This window comes from Methanocaldococcus sp. FS406-22, from assembly GCF_000025525.1.
Classification (GTDB): Archaea; AGJL01; Methanococci; order Methanococcales; family Methanocaldococcaceae; genus Methanocaldococcus.
Genome location: NC_013887.1, coordinates 1,419,441 through 1,444,523 on the forward strand (window position 1 = coordinate 1,419,441; position 25,083 = coordinate 1,444,523).

16 protein-coding genes, 7 tRNA genes, 3 rRNA genes and 1 other RNA gene are annotated in these 25,083 nt (G+C 38.4%); 9 read left to right on the plus strand and 18 right to left on the minus strand.

The genetic code is table 11. The annotated features are described in order from the left end of the window. Positions 1–3 precede the first annotated feature (3 nt). The gene (locus MFS40622_RS07265; RefSeq protein ID WP_012981033.1) at positions 4–1,200 is read right to left on the minus strand and encodes an acetylornithine transaminase; all 1,197 of its coding nucleotides are present in this window, start codon (positions 1,198–1,200) and stop codon (positions 4–6) included. An 85-nt stretch (positions 1,201–1,285) separates the two neighbouring features. Here MFS40622_RS07265 and leuB point away from each other — a divergent pair, with 85 nt between their 5' ends. The 3 genes from leuB to MFS40622_RS07280 all read left to right on the plus strand — a co-directional run bounded on the left by leuB (position 1,286) and on the right by MFS40622_RS07280 (position 5,124). Beyond that, positions 1,286–2,287 carry a bifunctional 3-isopropylmalate/3-methylmalate dehydrogenase gene (leuB, locus tag MFS40622_RS07270; RefSeq protein WP_012981034.1) on the plus strand — a complete coding sequence of 334 codons (1,002 nt, stop codon included), beginning with the start codon at positions 1,286–1,288 and terminating at the stop codon, positions 2,285–2,287. A 74-nt stretch (positions 2,288–2,361) separates the two neighbouring features. Then, on the plus strand, positions 2,362–4,128 hold the full coding sequence (locus MFS40622_RS07275; RefSeq protein ID WP_012981035.1) for a ribosome biogenesis/translation initiation ATPase RLI: 1,767 nt from the start codon (positions 2,362–2,364) through the stop codon (positions 4,126–4,128). A 636-nt stretch (positions 4,129–4,764) separates the two neighbouring features. Beyond that, positions 4,765–5,124, plus strand: coding sequence for a molybdenum cofactor biosynthesis protein MoaE (locus MFS40622_RS07280; RefSeq protein ID WP_012981036.1), 360 nt, complete (start codon positions 4,765–4,767; stop codon positions 5,122–5,124). Between the two features lie 16 nt (positions 5,125–5,140). Here the strand turns inward: MFS40622_RS07280 and MFS40622_RS07285 are convergent, their stop codons facing one another. The 3 genes from MFS40622_RS07285 to MFS40622_RS07295 are packed head-to-tail and all read right to left on the minus strand — an operon-like array spanning position 5,141 to position 7,003. Continuing rightward, a complete protein-coding gene (locus tag MFS40622_RS07285; RefSeq protein WP_012981037.1) occupies positions 5,141–5,587 on the minus strand; it encodes a V4R domain-containing protein in 447 nt (148 codons plus the stop codon). A gap of 17 nt (positions 5,588–5,604) precedes the next feature. Then, positions 5,605–6,621: a H(2)-dependent methylenetetrahydromethanopterin dehydrogenase-related protein gene (locus MFS40622_RS07290; RefSeq protein WP_012981038.1), complete on the minus strand. Its 1,017-nt coding sequence runs from the start codon at positions 6,619–6,621 to the stop codon at positions 5,605–5,607. A gap of 37 nt (positions 6,622–6,658) precedes the next feature. Continuing rightward, positions 6,659–7,003, minus strand: a complete 345-nt coding sequence (locus MFS40622_RS07295) for a roadblock/LC7 domain-containing protein (protein ID WP_012980672.1) — start codon at positions 7,001–7,003, stop codon at positions 6,659–6,661. A gap of 189 nt (positions 7,004–7,192) precedes the next feature. Here MFS40622_RS07295 and hypF point away from each other — a divergent pair, with 189 nt between their 5' ends. Continuing rightward, entirely contained in the window at positions 7,193–9,472 is a 2,280-nt protein-coding gene (gene hypF, locus MFS40622_RS07300) for a carbamoyltransferase HypF (protein ID WP_012981039.1), read from the plus strand. Further along, on the plus strand, positions 9,472–10,473 hold the full coding sequence (locus tag MFS40622_RS07305; RefSeq protein ID WP_198003866.1) for a sn-glycerol-1-phosphate dehydrogenase: 1,002 nt from the start codon (positions 9,472–9,474) through the stop codon (positions 10,471–10,473). Before hypF ends, MFS40622_RS07305 begins: the two co-directional genes overlap by 1 nt. A 212-nt stretch (positions 10,474–10,685) precedes the next feature. Here MFS40622_RS07305 and MFS40622_RS07310 read toward each other — a convergent pair whose 3' ends face one another. The 14 genes from MFS40622_RS07310 to MFS40622_RS07370 all read right to left on the minus strand — a co-directional run bounded on the left by MFS40622_RS07310 (position 10,686) and on the right by MFS40622_RS07370 (position 20,347). Beyond that, the gene (locus MFS40622_RS07310; RefSeq protein WP_012981041.1) at positions 10,686–11,654 is read right to left on the minus strand and encodes a hypothetical protein; all 969 of its coding nucleotides are present in this window, start codon (positions 11,652–11,654) and stop codon (positions 10,686–10,688) included. A 138-nt stretch (positions 11,655–11,792) separates the two neighbouring features. Further along, positions 11,793–12,050, minus strand: an RNA gene (gene rnpB / locus MFS40622_RS09350) — RNase P RNA component. A 55-nt stretch (positions 12,051–12,105) separates the two neighbouring features. Continuing rightward, positions 12,106–12,220: ribosomal RNA gene (gene rrf, locus MFS40622_RS07315) — 5S ribosomal RNA — on the minus strand. Between the two features lie 68 nt (positions 12,221–12,288). Further along, positions 12,289–15,291 (minus strand): 23S ribosomal RNA (locus tag MFS40622_RS07320). 100 nt (positions 15,292–15,391) lie between these two features. Beyond that, positions 15,392–15,464: transfer RNA gene (locus MFS40622_RS07325), tRNA-Ala, on the minus strand. Positions 15,465–15,528: 64 nt separating this feature from the next. Continuing rightward, positions 15,529–17,007, minus strand: a 16S ribosomal RNA gene (locus MFS40622_RS07330). The 16S, 23S and 5S rRNA genes sit together here with 7 tRNA genes alongside, the layout of an rRNA operon. 198 nt (positions 17,008–17,205) lie before the next feature. After that, positions 17,206–17,277: transfer RNA gene (locus MFS40622_RS07335), tRNA-His, on the minus strand. An 11-nt stretch (positions 17,278–17,288) separates the two neighbouring features. Next, positions 17,289–17,376, minus strand: a tRNA-Leu gene (locus MFS40622_RS07340). A 44-nt stretch (positions 17,377–17,420) separates the two neighbouring features. Then, positions 17,421–17,495: transfer RNA gene (locus MFS40622_RS07345), tRNA-Glu, on the minus strand. A gap of 34 nt (positions 17,496–17,529) precedes the next feature. Next, a tRNA-Ile gene (locus MFS40622_RS07350) sits at positions 17,530–17,607 on the minus strand. 30 nt (positions 17,608–17,637) lie between these two features. Continuing rightward, a tRNA-Asn gene (locus MFS40622_RS07355) sits at positions 17,638–17,713 on the minus strand. 9 nt (positions 17,714–17,722) lie between these two features. Beyond that, positions 17,723–17,799: transfer RNA gene (locus MFS40622_RS07360), tRNA-Phe, on the minus strand. Positions 17,800–17,930: 131 nt separating this feature from the next. Continuing rightward, positions 17,931–18,986: a TIGR01177 family methyltransferase gene (locus MFS40622_RS07365; RefSeq protein ID WP_012981042.1), complete on the minus strand. Its 1,056-nt coding sequence runs from the start codon at positions 18,984–18,986 to the stop codon at positions 17,931–17,933. 2 nt (positions 18,987–18,988) lie between these two features. Beyond that, a complete protein-coding gene (locus tag MFS40622_RS07370; RefSeq protein ID WP_012981043.1) occupies positions 18,989–20,347 on the minus strand; it encodes an MATE family efflux transporter in 1,359 nt (452 codons plus the stop codon). 180 nt (positions 20,348–20,527) lie between these two features. Between MFS40622_RS07370 and MFS40622_RS07375 the strand changes: the two genes are divergently transcribed. The 4 genes from MFS40622_RS07375 (at position 20,528) to MFS40622_RS07390 (ending at position 25,001) form a co-directional block, all read left to right on the plus strand. Continuing rightward, a complete protein-coding gene (locus MFS40622_RS07375) occupies positions 20,528–21,310 on the plus strand; it encodes a hypothetical protein (RefSeq protein WP_012981044.1) in 783 nt (260 codons plus the stop codon). After that, positions 21,310–22,269: a hypothetical protein gene (locus MFS40622_RS07380; protein WP_012981045.1), complete on the plus strand. Its 960-nt coding sequence runs from the start codon at positions 21,310–21,312 to the stop codon at positions 22,267–22,269. Before MFS40622_RS07375 ends, MFS40622_RS07380 begins: the two co-directional genes overlap by 1 nt. 72 nt (positions 22,270–22,341) lie before the next feature. Next, positions 22,342–23,604, plus strand: coding sequence for a hypothetical protein (locus MFS40622_RS07385; RefSeq protein ID WP_232217808.1), 1,263 nt, complete (start codon positions 22,342–22,344; stop codon positions 23,602–23,604). Between the two features lie 68 nt (positions 23,605–23,672). Beyond that, positions 23,673–25,001: a hypothetical protein gene (locus tag MFS40622_RS07390; RefSeq protein ID WP_012981047.1), complete on the plus strand. Its 1,329-nt coding sequence runs from the start codon at positions 23,673–23,675 to the stop codon at positions 24,999–25,001. The last annotated feature ends 82 nt before the right edge of the window (positions 25,002–25,083 follow it).

Sequence of the window (25,083 nt, forward strand, 5' to 3'; positions counted from 1 at the left end):
TAATTACTTATTTATCTCAGCAAATACTTCATCCAATGCATTGACTAAAGCATCTATATGTTCTTTCTCTACAATCAATGGAGGTAGAAACCTCAAGACAGTATCAGAAGTGCAGTTAATTAAAAATCCTTTTTCAAGCATTTTTTTAACCATATCAGCCCCATTAAATTCAAGCTCAACTCCAATCATCAATCCTAAGCCTCTAACTTCTTTTATGAAGTTGTATTTCTTCGCAAGGTTTTCGAGTTTTCGAATGAAATATTTGCCCTTTTCTATAACTTTGTCATCTTTAATAAGCTCCTCTATAACTTCAATAGCTGCTAAAGCAGCAGAGCAAGCTAATGGATTCCCACCAAACGTTGTTCCATGGTCTCCATAACTTAATGCCTTAGCTATCTCTTCCTTTAAAACAACTGCCCCTATTGGGACTCCTCCTCCAAGGGCTTTTGCTAACGTTAAGATGTCTGGCTCAACACCATAATGCTCATAAGCAAACATCTTTCCAGTTCTTCCCATTCCACACTGCACTTCATCAAAAATTAAGACGATATTTTTATCATCACATAAATCCCTAACAGCCTTTAAATAATCTTTATCAGCTACATGAATTCCTCCTTCTCCCTGAACAGGCTCAATCATTATAGCAGCAGTTTTGTTTGTTATAGCCTCTTTTAAAGCCTCTATATCATTGAATGGAACATACTTAAATCCTGGAGGTAGAGGATAAAACCCTTCCTGATACTTTGGTTTTGGTGTTGCTGCTAATGTTGTTAAAGTTCTACCATGAAATGCATTATACATACTGATTATTTCTCCTCCATCTCTACCAAGAATTTTTGACACATACTTTCTCGCAAACTTTATAGCTCCTTCGTTAGCTTCAGCTCCGCTGTTGCAAAAGAAAGCTCTATCTAATCCACTTAGCTCAACCAACTTTTTAGCAAGCTTTATTTGTGGGATTGTGTAATAGATGTTTGATGTATGAATTAGAGTTTCAGCCTGCTTTTTTATTGCTTCAACAACCTTTGGATGGCAGTGTCCTACGTTATTAACTCCAATTCCAGCCAAGAAGTCAAGATACTTCTTCCCATCAATATCATAAACCTCCATTCCTTTACCTTCAACTAAAACTACTGGCAATCTTCCATAAATTTGGATGTGATATTTTTTCTCTAACTCTATCCAATTTTCATGTTCCATTTAATCACCATAAATAGTTAGTAAATATTTTTAAGTGATGGCATTATTATTATATTTACCACCATAAAAATGTTGGTGATATTGCATGCATAAAATTTGTGTAATCGAAGGAGATGGAATTGGTAAAGAGGTTGTTCCAGCAACAATACAGGTTTTGGAAGCTACAGGATTGCCATTTGAGTTTGTCTATGCAGAGGCAGGAGATGAAGTTTATAAAAGAACAGGTAAAGCCCTTCCAGAAGAAACAATTGAAACTGCTTTAGATTGTGAAGCTGTTTTGTTTGGAGCTGCTGGAGAGACAGCTGCAGATGTTATTGTTAGATTGAGACATATCTTAGACACCTACGCTAATGTAAGACCAGTAAAAGCTTATAAAGGAGTTAAATGCTTAAGGCCAGATATAGATTATATTATAGTTAGAGAAAACACCGAAGGGCTTTATAAAGGGATAGAGGCAGAGATTGATGAAGGAGTTACAATAGCTACAAGAGTTATTACTGAAAAGGCATGTGAGAGAATATTTAGATTTGCATTTAATTTAGCAAGAGAGAGAAAAAAGATGGGTAAGGAAGGAAAGGTTACATGTGCTCACAAGGCAAATGTCTTAAAATTAACTGATGGATTATTTAAAAAGATATTTTATAAAGTTGCTGAAGAATATGACGATATAAAAGCAGAAGACTACTATATAGATGCAATGAACATGTATATCATAACAAAACCACAAACATTTGATGTTGTTGTCACTTCCAATTTGTTTGGAGATATTTTATCAGATGGAGCTGCTGGAACTGTTGGGGGGTTAGGTTTAGCTCCTTCAGCAAATATAGGAGATGAGCATGGTTTGTTTGAGCCAGTGCATGGTTCAGCTCCAGATATTGCTGGGAAGAAAATTGCTAATCCAACAGCTACAATATTAAGTGCTGTTTTAATGCTTAGATACTTAGGAGAGTATGAAGCTGCAGATAAGGTTGAAAAGGCATTGGAGGAGGTTTTAGCTTTAGGTTTAACAACACCTGACTTAGGAGGAAACTTAAATACATTTGAAATGGCTGAGGAAGTTGCTAAGAGAGTAAGAGAAGAATAAATTAATCTATTTTTCTTTAAAAAACTTTTCTATTCTTTTATTTTAAAATTTAAAAAATTTATAGAGGTGATTTTATGAGATTGGCTATTATTGATTATGATAGATGCCAGCCAAAGAAATGTTCTATGGAATGTATGAAATACTGTCCAGGAGTTAGAATGGGAGAAAAGACAATAGAGATTGATGAAAACACAGGAAAGCCAGTAATATCAGAGGTTCTATGCTCTGGTTGTGGGATATGTGTTAAAAGATGTCCATTTAAGGCAATATCTATTATTGGATTGCCAGAGGAGTTGAGTGAGGATAAGATAGTCCATTCTTATGGGCAGAATAGATTTAAGCTATTTGGTTTGGTTATTCCAAGAGACGGAGTTGTTGGGATTATAGGGCAGAATGGGATAGGTAAATCTACTGTCTTAAGAATTTTAGCTGGGGAGTTAATTCCTAATTTAGGTAAGCATGATAAAGAGCCAAATTATGATGATGTTATAAAATACTTCAGAGGAACTGAGTTGCAGGAATACTTTGAGAATTTAAAAAATAAGGGAATAAAAGCTATCCATAAAGTTCAGTATGTTGATATACTACCAAAGGTTGTTAAAGGAAAGGTTGGAGAGTTATTAAAGAAGATTGATGAAAAAGGTAAGTTTGATGAAGTTGTTGAGAAGTTAGAGCTAAAAAATATTTTGGATAGAGAGTTAAGCCAATTATCTGGTGGAGAGTTGCAGAGAGTTGCCATTGCTGCAGCATATTTGAGAAAAGGAGACATCTATTTCTTTGATGAACCATCTTCATGGTTAGATATTAGGCAGAGATTCAACGCTGCGAGGTTAATTAGGGAATTAAATAGAGTTGTTGTAGTTGAACACGACTTGATTGTTTTGGATTACTTATCTGATTATATTCACATAATGTATGGAGTCCCCTCAGCTTATGGTATTGTTTCAATGCCAAAGAGTGTTAGGGTAGGAATTAACGAATATCTCTACGGAGAGTTGAGGGAAGAGAATATAAGATTTAGAAAAGAGCCAATTATATTTGAGAAGAGGGCAGTTATTGACTTTAAAAACAGACCAATCTTATTGACATATTCATCAATGAAAAAGACTTTAGGAGATTTTAAGTTAGAGGTTAGTGGAGGAACAATTTATAAAGGAGAAGTTATTGGTATTTTAGGGCCTAACGGTATTGGAAAGACAACATTTGTTAAGTTATTAGCTGGAGTAATTAAGCCGGATGAAGGAGAGGTTATCAAAGAAAAAGACATTAAGGTTTCATACAAACCGCAATATATTACTCCAGATTATGACGGAACTGTTGAAGATTTATTGAGTTCAATAACCAACATTCATACCTCTTATTATAAATCAGAGATAATTAATCCACTACAATTAGAGAAGCTATTGGATATGAATGTTAAGGACTTATCAGGTGGAGAGTTGCAGAGAGTTGCTATAGCTGCATGTTTGAGTAGAGATGCTGATATCTATTTATTGGATGAACCATCTGCATTCTTAGATGTTGAGCAGAGATTGAGAGTTTCAAAAGTGATAAGGAGGATAGCAGATGAAAAAGAGGCAGGGATGTTTGTTGTTGACCACGACATATTATTCCAAGACTACATTTCAGATAGATTTATTGTATTCAGTGGAGAGCCAGGGAAGTTTGGAGTTGGTAGTAGTCCAATGAATAAAAGGGAGGGGGCTAACAAATTCTTAAAAGAAATGCAAATTACATTTAGAAGAGACCCAGAGACAGGAAGACCGAGAGCTAATAAAGAAGGAAGTCAAAGAGATATTATGCAGAAAGAGAAGGGAGAGTATTATTATGTTGATGAATAATATAAATTCAAATGACATTTATCACGTGAAAATTCTTTTCTTTTTAATTTAAATATCTTTAAAAACTTATTTTTCAATTTTAAGAGTTTTTATCAAATTTCTAAGGGTGGTTTATTTTAAAGGTTTTATTTATTTGGATTTATTAAATTATTGGAATTTTCAGGAATTTTATATGCTTTCTTTTAAATTACAATTTCTCAAACAAATATATTGAATCTTTAATTTTAAATGTGTTAAAATCCTTATTTTTATCAAAGTAATAAGATTCAAATAACATTTGGGTTTATAAATAACAGAAGTTATCTGCCCTTAGAAGAATACACCACCAAAAAGTATAAATATTAGAAAAGTAATAAAAAAACAGGTTGTGAATGATTATCCTCTAAAATCATGCCCATTGTGGGATGGAAAATTCTCCATCTCCATCCCTCCCTTAACCTTTATTCTTCTAAAATCATGCCCCTTGGGGGATAATAAATAAAAATATCAAATATGCCTTTTTTAGTTAAAATCAACTCTTGGAGGTTTATGGTTTATTTATTTTTTATTAAATCCATACATAAAAATAAATAGATATAAGTTAATTTTTTATTCTTAGTTAATCTTTAACTATTAATTAAAATTTTAGGTGAGAAAATGATTTTTAACAACTATGAAGAGTTTTGCAAAAAAATGGATGAATATATTGAAAAATACAAAGGAAAATTTGGATGTATCGTAACTTTCAATGGATTTGTTAGAGAGTATGATTTAAAAAATGGAGAAAAAATCCCTTCAAAAGGAATGCACATAGATGATGATATCTTAGAAAAATTGAAGCTGATTATAGAAGATGCAAAGAATAAGTTTGATGTTATTGAGATTTTGTTTTATCATAATACCGGATTCTTGAACGTTGGAGAGAGGATTGCTTCAATAGCTGTTTTTGCAAGACATAGAAAAGAGGGTTTTGAAGCTTTAGAATATATAATAGATGAGATGAAAAAATATCATTAAATAAATATTTATTTTTTTACAAGAATTTTACTTCAAATTGACAGTAATCATGTCCTAAACCTGCACAATGGGTTTCCTTTACTCTAACTTTTTTATTTAATATTTTTTCTAAGCATCCAGCTATAAAGCCACCTTCAAACCAACATAATGTTTCTCCAACATTTGGTAATCCAGAGCAAGATATGCACTCATAAACCCTAATTTGTAATGGCTCTTTATTAACTATCTCTACTTTTCCAATTTTATATTCTTCGCAGAATTTAACAACATCCTCAACACTTTTTGGATTCAATGCTTGTCCAAGTTCTCTTCCACATTCATAGATAACTCCATGAGCCCCTCTTCCCAAATATTTTTCCAAATCCATAAATCTTATTAATCTAAAAACAGTAACATCAATATCTCTTCCTAATGTATCTCTTTTTGTATTTGATAATTCTTCAATATTGAATTTTAATGCCATTGTGTCACCTTATTTAATTAATCAAATAACTTATTTGAACTTCTCCTAATCATTCCCTCAACAGCACTCTTTCCAACTAATGATGTGGCTTCTTTTATCAAAGCTTGAGGAGCTACTAAGTAAGTTTGATTAACTTCTTTCTCTCCAATAGTTGATTTATCAAACTCTTCAATAATCTTCAAAGCTAAGTTTAAACCTTCCTGTTTTTCATCAATTACCATATTCTTTGCAGATGAAAGGAGAGCATCTTTATTAAAAACTTTCATTAATCCTTCCATTCCAGATGTTTCAATAATTGATGCAATTGTTTGAAGAGAAATCAATATTTGCTTTTCTATCATGTCCTTTGGAGCGTTGATAATTTGCGTTCCAACTCTATAATAATCTAAAACTCCAACTAATGCAACTGCAGTAACTAAAGCTCCCATATCTGCAACTGCAGGGACAACATCTGCAGGAGCTACGTAAGGAATCTTTCCAATGCTTTTCACTAATTCAACCAATTTATTTATCTGGTCTTCTGTTGCATACTCTTTTCCTTCTAATGCTTTTCCAGCAATTGTGTAGTATTTCTGCCCTGGAGTTCCTGGAACTCCTGTTGGGTGCATTGATGAAATTCCAACATCTTTCCTCTTTAATCTTAAAATTCCCTCTAATGTCCTATATAAAACAGGAGTTGGGAGAGTACAAGTATTGCAAATGACGGCATTTTCTGGAACATGTTCAATAATATTCTTTGCAATGTTTATTGTTATTTTTCCAAACGGTGTAAATAAAATATGAACTTCTCCATGCTTTGCTGCCTCAATATCGTCACTAACTATCTTAACTCCAGCATCTTCAACTTTCTTCCATAAATCTTCACTCATTATATTTCTATTTGGTTCAGCTAAAATTACATCATGTCCAGCTTGTGCAAACTGAATTGCCATCCCTGCTCCACCGTAAGGAGGAGTTCCACCAAACTTTTCAGGAACTTTTAATTTTTCTAAATAGAGTTTTTGATTTCCCGCTCCATATATTGATATTTTCATTCTAAACCCTCCAATAGCAAATTTTTAAAGATTTCATTTAAAACATTGCTTTTATTTTTTCTGCGGCTCTTTTCATTGTTATTCTGATTAATCCTAAGTTAACCTTTGCATCTGTTAAGACTACTAAGATTCCTTCTCCTGCATCGACCATTAGGGTTTTACCATGTTCTCCTTCAATCATTGTTTGTTCTAAAGCCCCCATGCCAATCTCTGCTGCTGTTCTTTCAGCAGCCCCAAATGCTGCTGAAGCCATAGCCCCAACTAACTCAGCATCAACATTCCCAGGCAACTGAGAGGCAATAACCAAACCATCCTTACCAACAACCATAGAACCCTTAATACCCTCAGTCTTATTCAACTCCAACAAAACCCTATCAATCATACTATCCCCTAAGTAGCTTCACATAAAGACAGATTAATTTAGTTTTATATAAACTTTATCATAAATCTTAATATGGATATTTAAAAGATTGATAATATCAATTAGATTTTCAAAACACCATATTAAAAATTCTAATGCAATATTTAATTATAAAACTTTTGTTGAGATATTATTTTTTAGGTGTTTAAGATGAGAGTGAAGATTAAAGTTAAAGGCATAGTTCAAGGTGTTGGATTTAGACCATTTGTTTATAGAATTGCTAAGGAGAACAATTTAAAGGGCTATGTGAAAAACTTAGGAAACTATGTGGAGATATTTGTCGAAGGAAAAAAGGAAGATATAGAGAGCTTTATAAATGATTTAAAGAACAAAAAACCTCCATTGTCAAGGATTGATAGATTAGATATTGAGGAGATAAAAGATAATAGCTCAAATTTTGATGACTTCTATATTATAAAGAGTGAAAATGCCGAAGAAGAGGAGGAAGGTACTATACCAGCGGATGTGGCTATATGCGATGACTGCCTAAAAGAGATGTTTGACATAAATGATAGAAGATATAGATATCCGTTTATAGCATGCACAAACTGTGGGGCAAGATTTACAATAGTTGAAAAACTCCCCTATGATAGGGAAAACACATCTATGAGAGATTTCCCCCTTTGCAAAGAATGCTTAGAGGAATATAAAAACCCCTTAGATAGGAGATTCCATGCCCAAGCTACTTGTTGCCCAATTTGTGGTCCTCAAGTGTTTTTAACTGATGGAAAAGAGATTATAGCTGAAAAGGATGATGCAGTTAGAGAGACAGTTAAATTATTAGAAGAGGGCTATATCTTAGCTATAAAGGGGATTGGAGGAACACACTTAGCTTGCAAGGTTAGTGAAGATGAGCCAGTATTAAATTTAAGAGAGAGATTGGGAAGACCAACACAACCATTTGCAGTGATGAGTAAAAGAGAATATATAGAGCTGTTTGCTGAAATTGATAAAGATGAAAAAGAAGCTTTATTATCCTTAAGAAGACCAATAGTTGTTTTAAAGAAAGGGGAGGATTATGATAAATACTTCTCAGAGTATGTTTCTAATTTAGATACCATTGGAGTTATGCTTCCATACAGTGGACTGCATTATCTTTTGTTTGATAAAGAGATTGCCTATGTTATGACCTCAGCTAATCTACCTGGCTTACCAATGGTTAAGGACAATGATGAGATATTAAAAAAGCTTGAAGGTATTGCGGATTATTTCTTATTGCATAATAGGCGGATAGTGAATAGATGTGATGATAGTGTTGTTAAAAAGGTAGCTAATAGAATAGTTTTTTTAAGAAGGTCGAGAGGATTTGCTCCAGAGCCGGTAAAGGTTGATATTAAGAATGATAAAAACATCCTATGTGTTGGAGCTGAGCTAAATTCAACAGCATGTATTGTAAAGAGAAATAAGTTTTATTTAACCCAATATATTGGAAATACTTCAAAATATGAGACATTCTGCTATTTGAGAGATGCAATAAACAACATTTTGAGATTAACAAATACAAATAAGATTGATGCTATTGTTTGTGATTTACATCCGCAGTTTAATTCAACTAAGTTAGCTGAAGAGTTAGCTGAAAAATTTGGAGTTGAGATTTTTAGAGTTCAACATCACTTTGCACATGCTTATAGCTTATTGGGAGACAACAACTACTTTGATGATGCAGTTATTTTATCTTTAGATGGAGTTGGTTATGGTTTAGATGGAAATATATGGGGTGGAGAGGTTTTATTATTTAAAGATAACAAGATGATGAGAGTTGGGCATTTGGAAGAGCAGTATCAGCTGGGAGGAGACTTAGCAACTAAGTATCCTTTGAGGATGCTTCTCTCAATTTTATATAAGGCTATTGGTGATGAGGCATTTGATTTTATAAGTAAATATAATTTCTTCTCAGATAAAGAGCTTAGATTATTAAAATTCCAGCTTGATAAAAAGCTCAACTGTCCAATAACTACATCCACTGGTAGGGTATTAGATGCAATATCATCTTTGTTAAGTATTTGCTTTGAAAAAACCTACGATGGAGAGCCGAGCATAAGATTGGAGCCAGTAGCAAATAGATTTAAAGGAGATATAGAGGTAGAGCCAAAGATAAAAAACAATATATTGAATACAACTGAACTCATCTATAAATGCTATGAGATGCTATTAAATAATGAAAGTAAGGAGAAGATAGCATATTATGCCCACATCTATATAGCTGACGGATTATTTGAGATTGCTAAGAAAATAGCTGATAAATATGGCATAAATGCTATAGGCATCACTGGAGGGGTTTCATACAACAGAATAATAACTGAGAGGGTTATGCTAAATACAAAAAAAGAGGGGTTTAACTTTATCTATCATCAAAGAGTCCCTAATGGAGACGGTGGCATAAGTTTTGGGCAAGGTATTTCTTATATTTTAAGAGAGGGATTAAAATGATTATAATCACGCCAAGATATACAATCATAGAGGATGGAGCGATTAATAAAATAGAAGAAGTTTTAAAAAAGCTCAACTTAAGAAATCCACTAATTGTGACTGGAAGAAATACAAAAAAATACTGTAAATTTTTCTATGACATTGAATATTACGATGAAATCTTAAATTCTCAAATAATTGAGCAGAAATATATTGACTATGATTGTATAATTGGTGTTGGAGGGGGGAGGGCAATAGATACTGGAAAATACTTGGCTTATAAATTAGGAATTCCATTTATTAGTGTGCCAACAACGGCATCAAACGATGGCATAGCATCACCAATTGTATCCATAAAACAGCCCTCATTTATGGTGGATGCACCAATAGCTATTATTGCTGATACTGAGATAATAAAAAAATCCCCAAAGAGATTATTGAGTGCTGGAATGGGAGATATTGTATCAAATATAACTGCAGTTTTAGATTGGAAATTAGCTTATAAAGAGAGAGGGGAAAAGTACAGTGAGAGTTCTGCTATATTCTCAAAGACAATAGCCAAAGAGCTAATAAGCTATGTTTTAAACTCAGATTTGTCAGAGTATCACACAAAACTTGTAAAAGCACTGGTTGGGAGTGGGATAGCAATAGCTATAGCAAACTCCTCCAGACCAGCTTCTGGAAGCGAGCATCTCTTTTCACATGCGTTGGATAAGTTAAAAGAGGAATATAATTTAGATGTTAATTCCTTACATGGGGAGCAATGTGGAATAGGAACAATAATGATGAGCTATCTACATGAGAAAGAGAATAAAAAATTATCTGGATTACATGAAAAGATTAAAATGAGTTTAAAAAAGGTTGATGCACCAACAACTGCCAAAGAACTTGGATTTGATGAAGATATTATTGTTGAGGCTTTAACTATAGCTCATAAAATTAGAAACAGATGGACTATATTAAGAGATGGGTTAAGTAGAGAAGAGGCAAGGAAATTGGCTGAAGAGACAGGAGTCATTTAAATAGAACTTACGCACTTTTATATAAAATTTGGAAGTTATAGTTTTTTGCAAAAGTTGTTAAAATTAATAATGAAAATTTGAAAGTCTTCCCAAAGGAAGGCGTTCATAACTACCTTACGTATTCCAAAATGTTTTGCAAATGCAAAAAACTATAGAAGCCCAAGGGCTTCATTATTCAATAAAAAATATTTTTCTCTGCGTAAGTTCTATTATTAAACAATTTTTGCTAAAGCTAAGATTATCTCTAACAGTATTAAAGCAACAATTGTTCCTTCTAAGAGTAGCCCATAAAACTCTGTTAAATGCTGTCTTGTCATTGTGTATATATCGCTAATCATTTCCATTTTTTTCTCCACTCTTTTAATCCACTCTGAGACATAGAAGATTTTACACAATCTCTCATATAATTCAGCATAATATCTATCCCCATATAACATAAGGACATTTTCAATGCTATCAAAATATGATATATAGCTAATTCTCTGCAGGTATAAATCCTTAGATAATTTTTTTAGCTTAAAATATCCAAGTTTCTCCCACTGCAATTTTGTGAAATATTGGATTGCTTCACTTAACATGTTATCAAAAACTCTTAAATTCAAAACCCTAATACATGCAAGCTCAATAATATCAACTTCTTCCCAGAAATCTTCATTTTTATCTAAAATTATCCCGTTATCCCAATCTAAGATGATTAAATCCTTTGTAGAATATTTTATCTTGTTCATTAGTAATTCGTTTATGTATTCTTCTGGAACATCTTCATACTGATTTCTAAGAAGTTTTGTCAATATGCTTTTATTTTCTTTTATAAATGAATCTGGGTCTGAATACTCACTAAAACAGTATAAGGTATAGCTTTCTAAAAATTTATCTGCATCATATTTTTTTAAATAGCTTAAAGCTTCATCAAATAACTCTTCTTTAAGTTCAAATAGTTCTATTAAATTCTTATTTTTGAAATCTTTAACAATCTCTACAATAATGTTCTTTTCATATACTTTTATTGCTATCTCTTTGTTTTCCTCGGTAATTCTCTCTATTAATGAGTATGTGGGTAAAAACTCTTCATAACTGCAAATTCTTTTCATTCTAAGTTTCATCATTTGTTCAGAGTAGATATTTTCTTTTAAATATCCTACGAGTATTTGGACAATTTTACCACTTAGAACGCTATCCATTTTCTCCCAATCTTTAATCTCTTTTATTAAATTTAATTTTACTTTTTGATAATATAAAAACCTTTAATTTGGATAGAACAGTCTACACTAATAAATTTAAATTTATAAATTAATTTTAAAAAAAATAAAAATGAGCGGGTATGGGGGCTATAGCCCGCCTTCTGTAATTTCGGTGACATTCGGCTAAGCGCCGAAACCGGCTTGCACCCCGGGCAGGGGAGATGCCCGTTTCACCGGTTCTCCGGAAGTCCTCAACTTTCACTATCATCGTCATCTCTTCCGGAGCCGTGTCGTTTCTGCTGCATCTCCCGCCCCTTCTCAGGGGACGCTGCCCATAAATGGGGTGGGCGGAACTTCCTCCCCTCTCAAAGAGGGGAAAGTCACCAGCCCCCTTACCCACTCAATTTAACATTTGGATATACAAATATTATCTTCTAAAATAATAAAAAGTGGCCGGCGGCGTCGCCCCTTTCCCGCCAGATGGCAGTACTCGGGGCATCGCTGGGGGGCTTAACTTCCGAGTTCGGGATGGGTTCGGGTGTGGCCCCCCCGCTATGACCGCCGTACCAAGAAATAAATGGTGGCCTCTTTTGGGCCATGCATAGGCTTCCACATCCGCTTAGTGTCTGGATACCCTGCCGGGCCCTCGGGCGATTAGTACCGGCGGGCTGAACGCCTCGGGCAGAGCCCTCGGCGCTTACACCCCCGGCCTATCAACCCCGTCTTCTACGGGAGCCCTCGTCCCCGAAGGGACTGGCCGCCTATTTTCGGGGAGGGTTTCGGGCTTAGATGCCTTCAGCCCTTATCCCTTAGCGCGTAGCTGCCCGGCAATGCCCTGTCGGACAACCGGTAGACCAGAGGCGCCGGCGGCTCGTTCCTCTCGTACTAGAGCCACCTTCCCCTCAGGCGGCCAACACCCCCAGCAGATAGCAACCAACCTGTCTCACGACGGTTTAAACCCAGCTCACGATCCCCTTTAATGGGCGAACAGCCCCACCCTTGGGCCCTGCTGCAGGCCCAGGATGGGAAGAACCGACATCGATGTAGCAAGCCGCGGGGTCGATATGGGCTCTTGCCCGCGACAACTCTGTTATCCCCGGGGTAGCTTTTCTGTTATCCCTGGCCCCCATCGGTGAGGCACAGGGGTTCGCTAGGCCCGGCTTTCGCCTCTTGGTCGGCCTCTTTTACCGACCAAGTCAGGCCGGCTTTTGCCCTTGCACTCCACGGCGGAGTTCTGACCCGCCTGAGCCGACCTTTGGGCCCCCCTGATGCCTTTTCAGGGGGGTGCCGCCCCAGCCAAACTGCCCACCTGCCGGTGTCCCCCTTTACGGGGTTAGGGACATGGCCATGGGTGGGTGGTGTCCCATGGACGCCTCCACCACCCCCGGAGGGGTGGCTTCGACGGCTCCCACCTACGCTGTGCACCCACGGCCATGCCCCAACGACAGGCTGCAGTAAAGCTCCACGGGGTCTTCGCTTCCCACTGGGGGTCTCCGGCCTTTGCACCGGAATGGTAGGTTCACCGGGTTCCGGCCCGGGACAGTGGGGGTCTCGTTACGCCATTCATGCAGGTCGGAACTTACCCGACAAGGAATTTCGCTACCTTAAGAGGGTTATAGTTACCCCCGCCGTTTACCGGCGCTTCGCCCGGTTGTACCCGGGTTTCACGTACCGGCACTGGGCAGGCGTCGGCCTTGGTACACACCCTTACGGGCTAGCCAAGACCTGTGTTTTTATTAAACAGTCGGACCCCCCTGGCCACTGCGACCTGCGGTCCCCTCAGTTAGAGAAGACCGCAGGCACCCCTTCTCCCGAAGTTACGGGGCCAATTTGCCGACTTCCCTGGGCCGGATTCTCCCGACACGCCTTAGGATACTCGCCTAGGGGCACCTGTGTCGGTTCTGGGTACGGTCACCGGGGATCCTTGCCAGCTCCCTTTTCACGGGCTCCAGGGCTCAGCCGAACCCTCCTAACGGAGGGCCCATCACGCTTTTGCCCGGTTCTCGCCATTACGGCACTCCCCGGGCTTATGCGCTTGGCCACCCCGACGGGGGTGGTCGGCCTACCCCGAAGCGTCAGGAGCTGGCCTTGCGTTGCCGCACGTACCCCGGTGGCGCGGGAATATTAACCCGCTTCCCTTTCCCCCCAGGGAATTACCCCGGGGGTTAGGACCGGCTAACCCACAGCTGACGACCGTTGCTGTGGAAACCTGGCCCCTTCGGCGGTGGGGATTCTCACCCCACTTTGCTGTTACTACTGCCGGGATTCTCGTTCCCACGGGGTCCACCCGACCTCACGGCCGAGCTTCTACCCCCGCGGGACGCCCCCCTACCGGATCGCCGTTAGGCGCCCCCGGGTCTCGGCGGCCGGCTTAGCCCCCGTTATCTTCGGGGCCCCTGACCTCGACGGGTGAGCTGTTACGCACTCTTTAAAGGATGGCTGCTTCTAAGCCAACCTCCCCGCTGTCTTAGGCCAGGGACTCCCTTCTCATTTACACTTAGCCGGCACTTAGGGGCCTTAACCCGGGTCCGGGTTGTTCCCCTCTCGGACATACGGCTTACCCGTATGCCCTCACTCGGGGGCTACGGCGATGACGGGTTCGGAGTTTGACAGGGTGCCGAGGGCTTTCGCCCCCTAAACACCCTATCCGTGGCTCTACCCCGCCATCTACCTAACCCCCGGCTAACCTGCGAGTTATTTCGGGGGGAACCAGCTATCTCCGGGCTCGATTGGCTTTTCACCCCTAGACCGGGGTCAGAGGAGCACTTTGCGCGGTAACACCCCTGCGGGCCTCCACCCCTCTGGTGAGGGGCTTCACCCTACCCCGGCCTAGATCGCCCGGTTTCGGGTCGTACGGGTGTGACTCCGGGCCCATTAAGACCCCGCCCCTCGCCCATAAGGGCTGCGGGCATGTCGGTTTCCCTACGCCTCCGGGGTTGAACCCCTTAGGCTCGCCACACCCGTACACTCCCCGGCCCGTTTTTCGAAACGGACGGCACGACCCCGGCATGCCACCCCTCGTACTCCTCCCTCGCGGGAGTTTCCTTCGGGGTGGTTACCTTTCGGGCCGTGCCATTCCGTACCCACCTGGTTTCAGGCTCTTTTCACCCCCCGCAAGGGGTGCTTTTCAGCTTTCCCTCACGGTACTAGTTCGCTATCGGTCTCGGGACGTATTTAGGGTTGGAAGCCTAATGTCTCCCAGCTTCCCGCGCGATATCCAACGCGCGGTACTCAGGGACACCCCAAGACCCACACTGGTTACGCCTACGGGGCTTTCACCCTCTATGGCGCCCCATTCCAGGGGACTTCGGCTTCCCAGTGTGGGTCTGTATTGGGGGCCCTGCAACTCCACATCTCCCTACCCTTACGGGTAGGGATTCGGTTTGCCCTGTGCCGGTTTCGGTCGCCCCTACTCCCGGCATCCCTGTTGGTTTCTTTTCCTGCGGGTACTCGGATGCTTCTTTTCCCCGCGTTCCCGCTCCCTGACGGGAGCGCCCCAAATGGGGCAGGAAGTCCCATTCGGGGATCCCGGGTTCTACGGCTGCCTGCGCCTCCCCCGGGCTTATCGCAGCTTGCCACGCCCTTCCTCGGCGCCCCGAGCCGAGCCATCCACCAGGTGGGCTGGTGGCCCGGCAGAGTATCCAGATTTCACCGGGATGTGGAAGCCTATGCATGGCCCTCATGTTTAGTCAGGCCCTTCACCTGCAACTCTTTGGAGTTGCAGGCTGCATGTATAGTGGACCCGGTGGGATTTGAACCCACGGCCTCCGGCTTGCAAGGCCGGCGCTCTCCCAGCTGAGCTACGGGCCCACTTTCCCTATGAGGCAAGCCCACGACTGGTTTGGTGCCCCACAGCAACCAGCGCTTTTTTCTCAGGAGGTGATCCAGCCGCAGGTTCCCCTACGGCTACCTTGTTACGACTTCGCCCCCCTCGCTGAACCCAAGTTCGACCCTGCCCTTGCGGACAGGGCCTCACTTGGGCTCAACTCGGGTGGCGTGACGGGCGGTGTGTGCAAGGAGCAGGGACGCATTCACCGCGCCATGGTGAGGCGCGATTACTACGGATTCCGGCTTCACGAGGGCGAGTTACAGCCCTCGATCCGGACTACGACCGGGTTTAGGGGATTCGCTCCCCCTTTCGGGGTCGCGTCCCATTGTCCCGGCCATTGTAGCCCGCGTGTAGCCCAGGGGATTCGGGGCATGCGGACCTGTCGTTGCCCGCACCTTCCTCCGGCTTAGCGCCGGCGGTCCCCCATGAGTGCCCCTCCCCCGGAGGGGAGGGTAGCAACATGGGGCACGGGTCTCGCTCGTTACCTGACTTAACAGGACGCCTCACGGTACGAGCTGACGACGGCCATGCACCACCTCTCGGCGCGTCTGGCAAGGTCGTCAACCTGGCCTTCATCCTGCCGTCGCCCCTGGTAAGATGCCCGGCGTTGAATCCAATTAAACCGCAGGCTCCACCCGTTGTAGTGCTCCCCCGCCAATTCCTTTAAGTTTCAGTCTTGCGACCGTACTCCCCAGGCGGCGGACTTAACGGCTTCCCTTCGGCACCGCGTCGGCCCGAAGCCGACGCGACACCTAGTCCGCAGAGTTTACAGCCAGGACTACCCGGGTATCTAATCCGGTTTGCTCCCCTGGCCTTCGTCCCTCACCGTCGGACCCGTTCCAGCCGGGCGCCTTCGCCACAGGTGGTCCCCCAGGGATCAACGCATTTCACCGCTACCCCTGGGGTACCCCCGGCCTCTCCCGGTCCCAAGCCCGGCAGTATCTCTGCCAGCCCTGCGGTTGAGCCGCAGGATTTAAGCAGAGACTTACCGGGCCGGCTACGGACGCTTTAGGCCCAATAACAGTGGCCACCACTTGGGCCGCCGGTATTACCGCGGCTGCTGGCACCGGACTTGCCCAGCCCTTATTCCCGGAGCTGTTTACACTCCGGAAAAGCCCACGCAGAGCGTGGGCACTCGGGGTCCCCCCGTCGCGCTTTCGCGCATTGCGGAGGTTTCGCGCCTGCTGCGCCCCGTAGGGCCTGGACCCGTGTCTCAGTGTCCATCTCCGGGCTCCCCCTCTCAGGGCCCGTACGGATCGTAGGCTTGGTGGGCCGTTACCCCACCAACTACCTAATCCGCCGCAGCCCCATCCTCGGGCGGCTTACGCCTTTCGGGGAGGGATCATTCCAGACCTCCTCCCCTATGGGGGATTAGCCTCAGTTTCCCGAGGTTATCCCCCACCCGAGGGTAGGTTAGCCACGTGTTACTGAGCCGTGCGCCGGTGCTCCCCGAAGGGAGCCCCTTGACTCGCATGGCTTAGTCGGACCCCGATAGCAGTGGCCTCCGGCAGGATCAACCGGAATTAAGTGGGAGGTACGGTCGCAAGAAAGGATAAACCTTTCTTGCGGCTGGTTGCTGTGGGGTTTCACCACCAATCGTGGGCTTGCCTCAGCCCCAACCCCTCCGGATTGGGGACGCATCCTTCGAGTGCATTCTATAGTGGGAAGTTGTTATATGTAATGTTTTTAGGATTAGAACAATTAAGGTTAAAAATAAAAAAGGGCCGGGACCGGGAATTGAACCCGGGTCAGGGGATCCACAGTCCCCCAGGATGGCCACTACCCCACCCCGGCCACTTTACCTATGGTGCAGGGGCAGGGATTTGAACCCTGGAACCCCTACGGGACTGGGTCCTAGGCCCAGCGCCTTTGGCCAGGCTTGGCGACCCCTGCACATATAACATCTATTATCCTTAATAATAAAATAGGATAATTGATGCTCCGGCCGGGATTTGAACCCGGGTCGCGGGCTCGAAAGGCCCGCATGATTGGCCGGACTACACCACCGGAGCTAATTAGTAATATTTTATATGGTGGGATTTTATATGGTGGGCCCGAAGGGATTTGAACCCTTGACCACTCGGTTATGAGCCGAGCGCTCTGACCAGGCTGAGCTACGGGCCCATATCGGGCATAAAAAAATAAAAAAATTAATGGCGCCCCCAGCAGGACTCGAACCTGCGACCTACGGATTAACAGTCCGTCGCTCTACCATCTGAGCTATGGGGGCACACAAAATTGGTGCCGCGGGGGTGATTTGAACACCCGACAACTGGATCTTCAGTCCAGCGTTCTCCCAGGCTGAACTACCGCGGCACCCAATGTTTGCATAATTATGCATTACATTTCAGATATATAAACTTTTCGGTTAGGTATTTAAATATTTGACTTACAATTTAATTAATTTTTCATAAATTTTCATAAATATTTTTAGTAAATGTAATAATTTAAATCTTCTTATAAACATGGATGTGTCTAATCAGCCCCTTATGGATATATACCTTATAAAGTCCCTCTAATTTCATATCAAGCTCAATCTCCTTTGGATATGCAAAGACAAAGTAGCCGTTATCTTTAACAACATCTGGGAGCATCTCCAAAATTTTCTCAATCTCACCCTTTTTTGCTGTTGATATTCCATAAGGAGGGTCTGTCACAATGGCATCGACTTTTTCTATGTTTAATTCATTTAAAAACTTTTTTACATACTTTGCATCTAATCTCTTAACTTTTATTACTTTATCCAATAAGTTGTATTCTTCAAGATTAATTAAAGTCCCAGAGGCCATTCTCCAATCTATATCACAGCCGATAAGTTTAGCTCCAATTAAACCAGCTTCAATTAAAAATCCTCCAGTTCCACAGAATGGGTCTAAGACTATATCTCCCTCTTTAACTCTTGCCAAATTTACCATAGCCCTTGCAAGCTTTGGAAGCATACAACCAGGGTGGAAGTATTTTCTTAAATGTGGTCTGTTCTTTTGGAAGTATTCTCTATCTCTCATTTCTAATACATTAGAGATAAAGAAACTATCTTCTAAAATAACAACTCTAACTAAAATGTCTGGTTTTGTTAAATTTACCTTTGCGTTGGTTTTTAGTTTTATAATTCCACCAATTTCTCTCTCAATCTTTAATGAATCTATAGATTTAGTAAATTCATCTTTGTGAAGTTTTAGAACTCTGACAGCATAAGATTTACTTTCATCAATATCTGGATAGCTTTTATCCTCTAAGAACTCTTTAAATGAGTTTATAAAGTCATCAACAATTTTATCTGCTAAATTAGCACTTTTTTCTTCTAAATCATATCTAAATATTATTCTATGCCCCTCATCTATGTATCCGCTTCTTCTGACAATCTCTTTAGCTGGACTGTCTTCAGTTATGACATATCTTTTTAATCTCTCAATTTTTCCGTTATAGTTGAAGATATCTAACAAAGCCTTTAATTCTCCAAAAGGAAGTTCTTCATGCTCTCCATTCAGAACATATCCAATCATAATCATCCCTCTTTATATTTAATTAATGCTTTTACAGTTAAAACTCCAAATAAAAACGCAAAAATTCCAGCTGTAAATTCTCCAGTCACTAAACCTCCATATATTCCAAGCATTCCCAAACCTAAGATTACTGCAAACACATAAGCATAAGATATATGACATATCAAAGACCTAAATATGGAAATTATTAGAGATTTTTCTCCTTTTCCAATTCCTTGAAACATTGCTGAAGTTGCTAAGATGAAAGGGCTGAATAATAGATATAGTGGAACTATTCTTAAAGCTTTAACAAGTTCTTCATGAATACTCATAGAAACTTCAGTATAAGTAAAGAGATAAGCCAACACTGGAGCTAAGAGCATTATTAAAGCAACTATTACAATTTCCATTAAAACTCCAACTTTTATTGTGTAAAAATAAGCTGTTTTTAACTTTTCAAAGCTCTTTGCCCCATAAGTAGCTCCTATAACTGAAGTAGCTCCACTTGCCAGACCTAACATTGGAATAAAACCAAATTCTGTTATCCTCAAAGCTCCAGTATATACTGCTAAGCCTTTACTTCCACCAACTATCATTATTATTGATGTCATTATAAAAAATGATACTGCCACAGTCATCTCTATTAATGCTGAAGGAACGCCAACTCTAATTAAATCAGCTATAATATTTAAATTTGGCTTAAATTTTGATAATTTAACAGTAACATAGCATGATTTTTTTATAAATAAACTATAAGATAGAATTAAGAGGGAGATAATTACAGCTATCAATGTTGCATAACTTGCCCCACTTATTCCTAAGTTTAATAAGTAGATGAATATTGGGTCTAAGATGATGTTTGTTAAAGTTCCTATAACGCTTGCTATCATCACTATTTTTGTGTTCCCCTCCCCCCTAAATATACCATACAATGCATCACAGATTGTAAATATAAGAGTTCCTAAAACTAATATACCGGAGTATTGTATAGCTAATGACTTACAATTTCCATAAGTGCCCATTAAGCTAAATAGTGTGTCAAGATTTGGATATACAGCTATAATATACAAAATTCCAGCAATTAGAGCTAAGATAATTGCATGATTAGCAACTTCATCCGCCTCTTCTTTATTTTTTGCTCCAACCCTCCTCGCTATTCCAGAGCTAATCCCAATGCTTAAACCCCAGCTAACTGCGTAAATACTTATTAATATTGGAAAACTTGCTCCCACAGCAGCTAAGGCATCTGCTCCTAATCCAGAGACCCAGATGCTATCGACTAAGCTATATATTGATTCAACAAATGTGGCAACAATTATTGGCTTTGAGACTTCAATAATTGCCTTTTTTGGATTGTCTAAGAGAATTTCAATATTTTTCATATTTTATCACCACAATAATAGGAAAGATTAAAAATCGGGGATTTTGTATTTGTAGGTAAGAATATTAAAACGTTAATATTACTTTTATAGATTTATTTATTCAAATTAAAGAAATAATAAAATTTTTATAAATCAAGATTACTTAAAAAATAATATAGATTTTTGTAATTTGGTGGTTTTATGTATGGGAATATTTGGGATTTAATTAAGGAAACTGATAATAAAACTATCCTATATTCTCATGGAATGAAAAATAGGGTGTTGTTAAGTTATTTATTAAAGTTTAGGGAGGAGTATGGTTTTGATTTTGAGGCAGTAACCTTTATTTCAGATAGAAGTCCAAAATGGATAAGGGAAGAAATAAAATGGATTATGAAAGCAAATAATGTTAAACATAGATTTATTGAATGTGGAGAGTGCAAAATAACCTTAGAGAAAAATGAACATGATTATCATTATGATTGTGTAGTTTGGGAAGGTATTAAAAATTTCAAAGGAGGAATTGTGGCGTCATCAATGGAGGGACATATTAAAGATAAAGAACGATTTTTAATGTGGTGTAGGGATTATAACCTATTTCCTCCTTTTATTCACTTAAATATCTCAAGAGAAGAGCTTGTTAAAGAATATGAAAAGTTAGATAAAAACCTAATTTCAAGTTGCTATCACGTATGTGTGTTTTGTCCTATATTGTATAATCTGGGGAAGGGTTTAGTAAAATCAAAGATTTTCTATGAGAAAAAAGTTTTAATGGATGAAGAAAGAAAAGAGCATGCTTTAAATGAATTTTATAACGCTATGAAAGAGTATGACATTGGACGTATGGTTAATTTAGTTAAAATTTATCATAATGAATACATAAGAGAGTTAGATGAATTATATGCCGATTATATAAAAAGTAAAGATGTTAGAGTGTTTGATAGATTAGTAAATACATGCAAAGATTATTTGAGGGTGGAATAATGGGAGGGGATATTTATATTCCTCCTAAGCCTAAGCCTGAATATAAATCTGAATACAGATACGCTTTATGGTATTTTACATATAATAAATATACTAACTGCTATGAAAAAGAATTTAATGGAGAAGTTAGTGACTTATTAAATAGAAAATTCAACTATGCAATAGCTTTGGAAGTTAAGGAAGGTAGTGACATTCCACAAAGTGGTTTTTCGTATGATAATGGATACAATGATGGTAAAGAACTTGGAAAATGGGTAGACCAATATTTAAGAGGAATAGATTATTTCGTTGCAATTCCATATTATAGAAAGGGAGGAGATGATAAAGGAGAAAAAAGAGGATTAGAGTATTGGAAAGGGTATGTGGATGGAATTCACGATAATACGAGTGATTATCAAATTGGATTTTATTGGAATTTGGAATATCCCAATCAGGTAAAAGATGAGTATATAACCGATTTTGAGTTAAATGAATTATCTGAATACATAAGAAATGAACGACATCAAGAATTTATATGGATACCATATCTTAACGATATAGAAAATCCTGATAATACTGATATAAAAACATTATCAAAGTATTTTGACTATGTATTTGTTCAACCACATTACTATCAAGCATGGAAATACAATTATCTTTGGAATTGTAAAAAAGATGCGAGCGATGACGAAAGAGAGTCTTGGAAATCTAAGGTCAAAAAATATAAAGAATATATACAATATGGCAGAACAAAACTTTTAGATATTTTAAACTGGATAAAAGAAATTCCTAATGGATACATAGAAATGGAAGTAGATGGTCAGATAAATGATTTTCCTGACTTAATAAATAGAGCATGTGATTACATAATACTTAGAAAGTCATTAACTGGCAGAGATATTTGGCAAAGAAGGGCATATTATTTTGACATAAAAAAGGAATTTATCGATAAAGTTAGAGGTACTTGTCCAGAATGGTAGTAACTATTTCTCATTAATTTTTAGGAGGTAGAAATAATGCTAAAAAAATATCTTATTTTTTTGAGTTTTATTTTGATAATTTCGATTATTCCAGTAAGTGCATCAAGTGATGATTATATTATCGTCAAACCAATGTTGAACAATAGTTGGATAATCCTATTCAACAATAATATCTACTTATACAACGGAACTTTATACAACATAACTCCGAAATATATCCTCTATATTAATAAAACATACTCCAATGATGAGATTGACAGTCGTTATCCTTATTTAAACAGTTTTTGTTTAGGAAATAAGACTTATGTTGTATTTAATGCTTGGGATGGATGCCATATAGGTAAATTAGACATTAACAATAGAACATTATATTTAGAGGGCAGAGTTCTTGGACAATACTATACTTTAAAAAGTAATAATAAAGAGGCATTGGCATGTTTTGATGACAAAGAAGGGATGAGAGCAGAGCCAATAATAGTTGAATTTAAATATAACAAATCTTCTAATAGCTTGGAATGGGTTGGAGATGATTTTTATGGATTAAACTCAAAGTTGGCGGATTATTTATTTAATTATGTTAATCACTCTAAAAATTACTACTTCTATGAATTAGAAATTCAGCCATTTTCCGTTTCTTTTGATTATAACTCAAAAGATAAATATTGGCTTATTTATCTTGAGGGGGACTTGGTAGTTGCTTATTTAGAAAAAGATGGTAGGTTAAACTATGTGGATAATTACATATCCTGCCTTGTAAAATATAATGGTACATTTTATGGTTATAGAAGCATAAATTTCCCATTATCTCAGATTGTATATGATAAATACAGAAATCAATGGATTAGCGTTTATAATAGAAAATTATACATTTTAGATAACAACCTAAGTATAGTAAAAATTATTAATCCAAACAAACACATAGGAGGTATTTTTCCAGTTGATAAAAACAACATCTATATAATCCATTACTTAGGTATTGAAAAAATTAACTTAAATGATGGTAGAATCACTGAAATAGATTTGAGGAATATAACACCCAGATATATAGCCTACAATGGAAAAGAGTTCCTTTTAGTCGGATATGACTTGTCATTATATACCTTTGACGGTAAAACATGTAAAAAAGTTGGTAGTTTGAATGAATCGTGCAATGAAAATATTCAAATGCCTTTAAATAAATTGAACAATAAAAGTATTAGTTCCAATAACAAAACTAACGTAATAAATAATAATACCTCTAAAAGCAGAACGGTAAATTACTACCTATATGGAATTATTATAATAATTTATGTAATTGTTGGCTATATATTGTGGAAAAACTCATTAAAAACCTAAAAAGCTATAAAAATGTGGGGGATTATGGAAGATATAATCATCTATCACGATTTTGGGAGGTGGAAATAATGCTAAAAAAATATCTTATTTTTTTGAGTTTTATTTTGATAATTTCGATTATTCCAGTAAGTGCATCAAGTGATGATTTCGATGACAAATATGTTATCATTAGACCAATGTTTGACAATAATTGGATAATTATATACAACAATAATATCTACTTATACAACGGAACTTTATACAACATAACTCCGAAGAAATATATTATATCTTGTGTAAATGTAACTTACACATATGAGGATATAGTCAAGGAATATTATTTCCAATATTTTTTAGACAGTTTTTGTTTAGGAAATAAGACATTTATTATATGTGATACTTGGGATGGGCGTGATATAGGTAGATTAGATATCGAAAATAGAACGTTATATTTGTGGAGGTTAGCTTTAGGATGGTATTACAAGTTAAAAAGTAATAATAATGATGAAGCATTAGCATGTTTTGATAATAAGATGGGGATGGGAGCAAAGCCAATAATACTTGGATTTAGATATAACAAATCTTCTAATAGCTTAGAATTTATTGGGAATAGCCGTTATGACTTACATTCAAAGTTGGCAAATTATTTATTTAATTATGTTAATCACTCTAAAAATTACTACTCTTATCACTTTGAAATGGAGCCGTTTTCTCCTATTTCTTTTGATTATAACTCAAAAGATAAATATTGGCTTATTTATGTTGAGGGGGACTTGGTAGTTACTTATTTAGAAAAAAATGGGGAATTAAACGATGTGGATAATTACATATCCTGCCTTGTAAAATATAATGGTACATTTTATGGTTATAAGAGTATTAGTTTCTCACCGTATATTGTATATGATAAATACAGAAATCAGTGGATTTTTATTGATGATAAATTATACTTCTTAGACAACAACCTAACTATAGTAAAAACTATTGACCTAGATAAAGGAGTATGGGATGTTTATCCTATAGACAAAAATAATATTTACGTAGTCTACTCTACGAAGTGGTATGACATCGCAGGTATTGAAAAAATTAACTTAAATGATGGTAGAGCCACTGAAATAATAGATTTGAGGAATATAACACCCAGATATATAGCCTATAATGGAAAAGAGTTCCTTTTAGTCGGATATGACTTGTCATTATACATATTTGACGGAAAAACATGTAAAAAAATAGCTAATTTGAATGAGTTGAGCAATAAAACTGCTCAAAATTCTGCCAACAAAATAGTAAATTCTACTATAAATTCTACCAACGAAACATCATCTGAAAAATCTAAAAATAAAACACTAAATTACTACTTATATGGAATTATTATAATAATTTATATAATTATTGGCTATACATTGTGGAGAAGGAATTAATATTTAATTTTGTCTCTATGGAAAAAAATAAATACTACTTATATTACTTAATTTTCTTTACCATTTCACAAAATTGTGATAA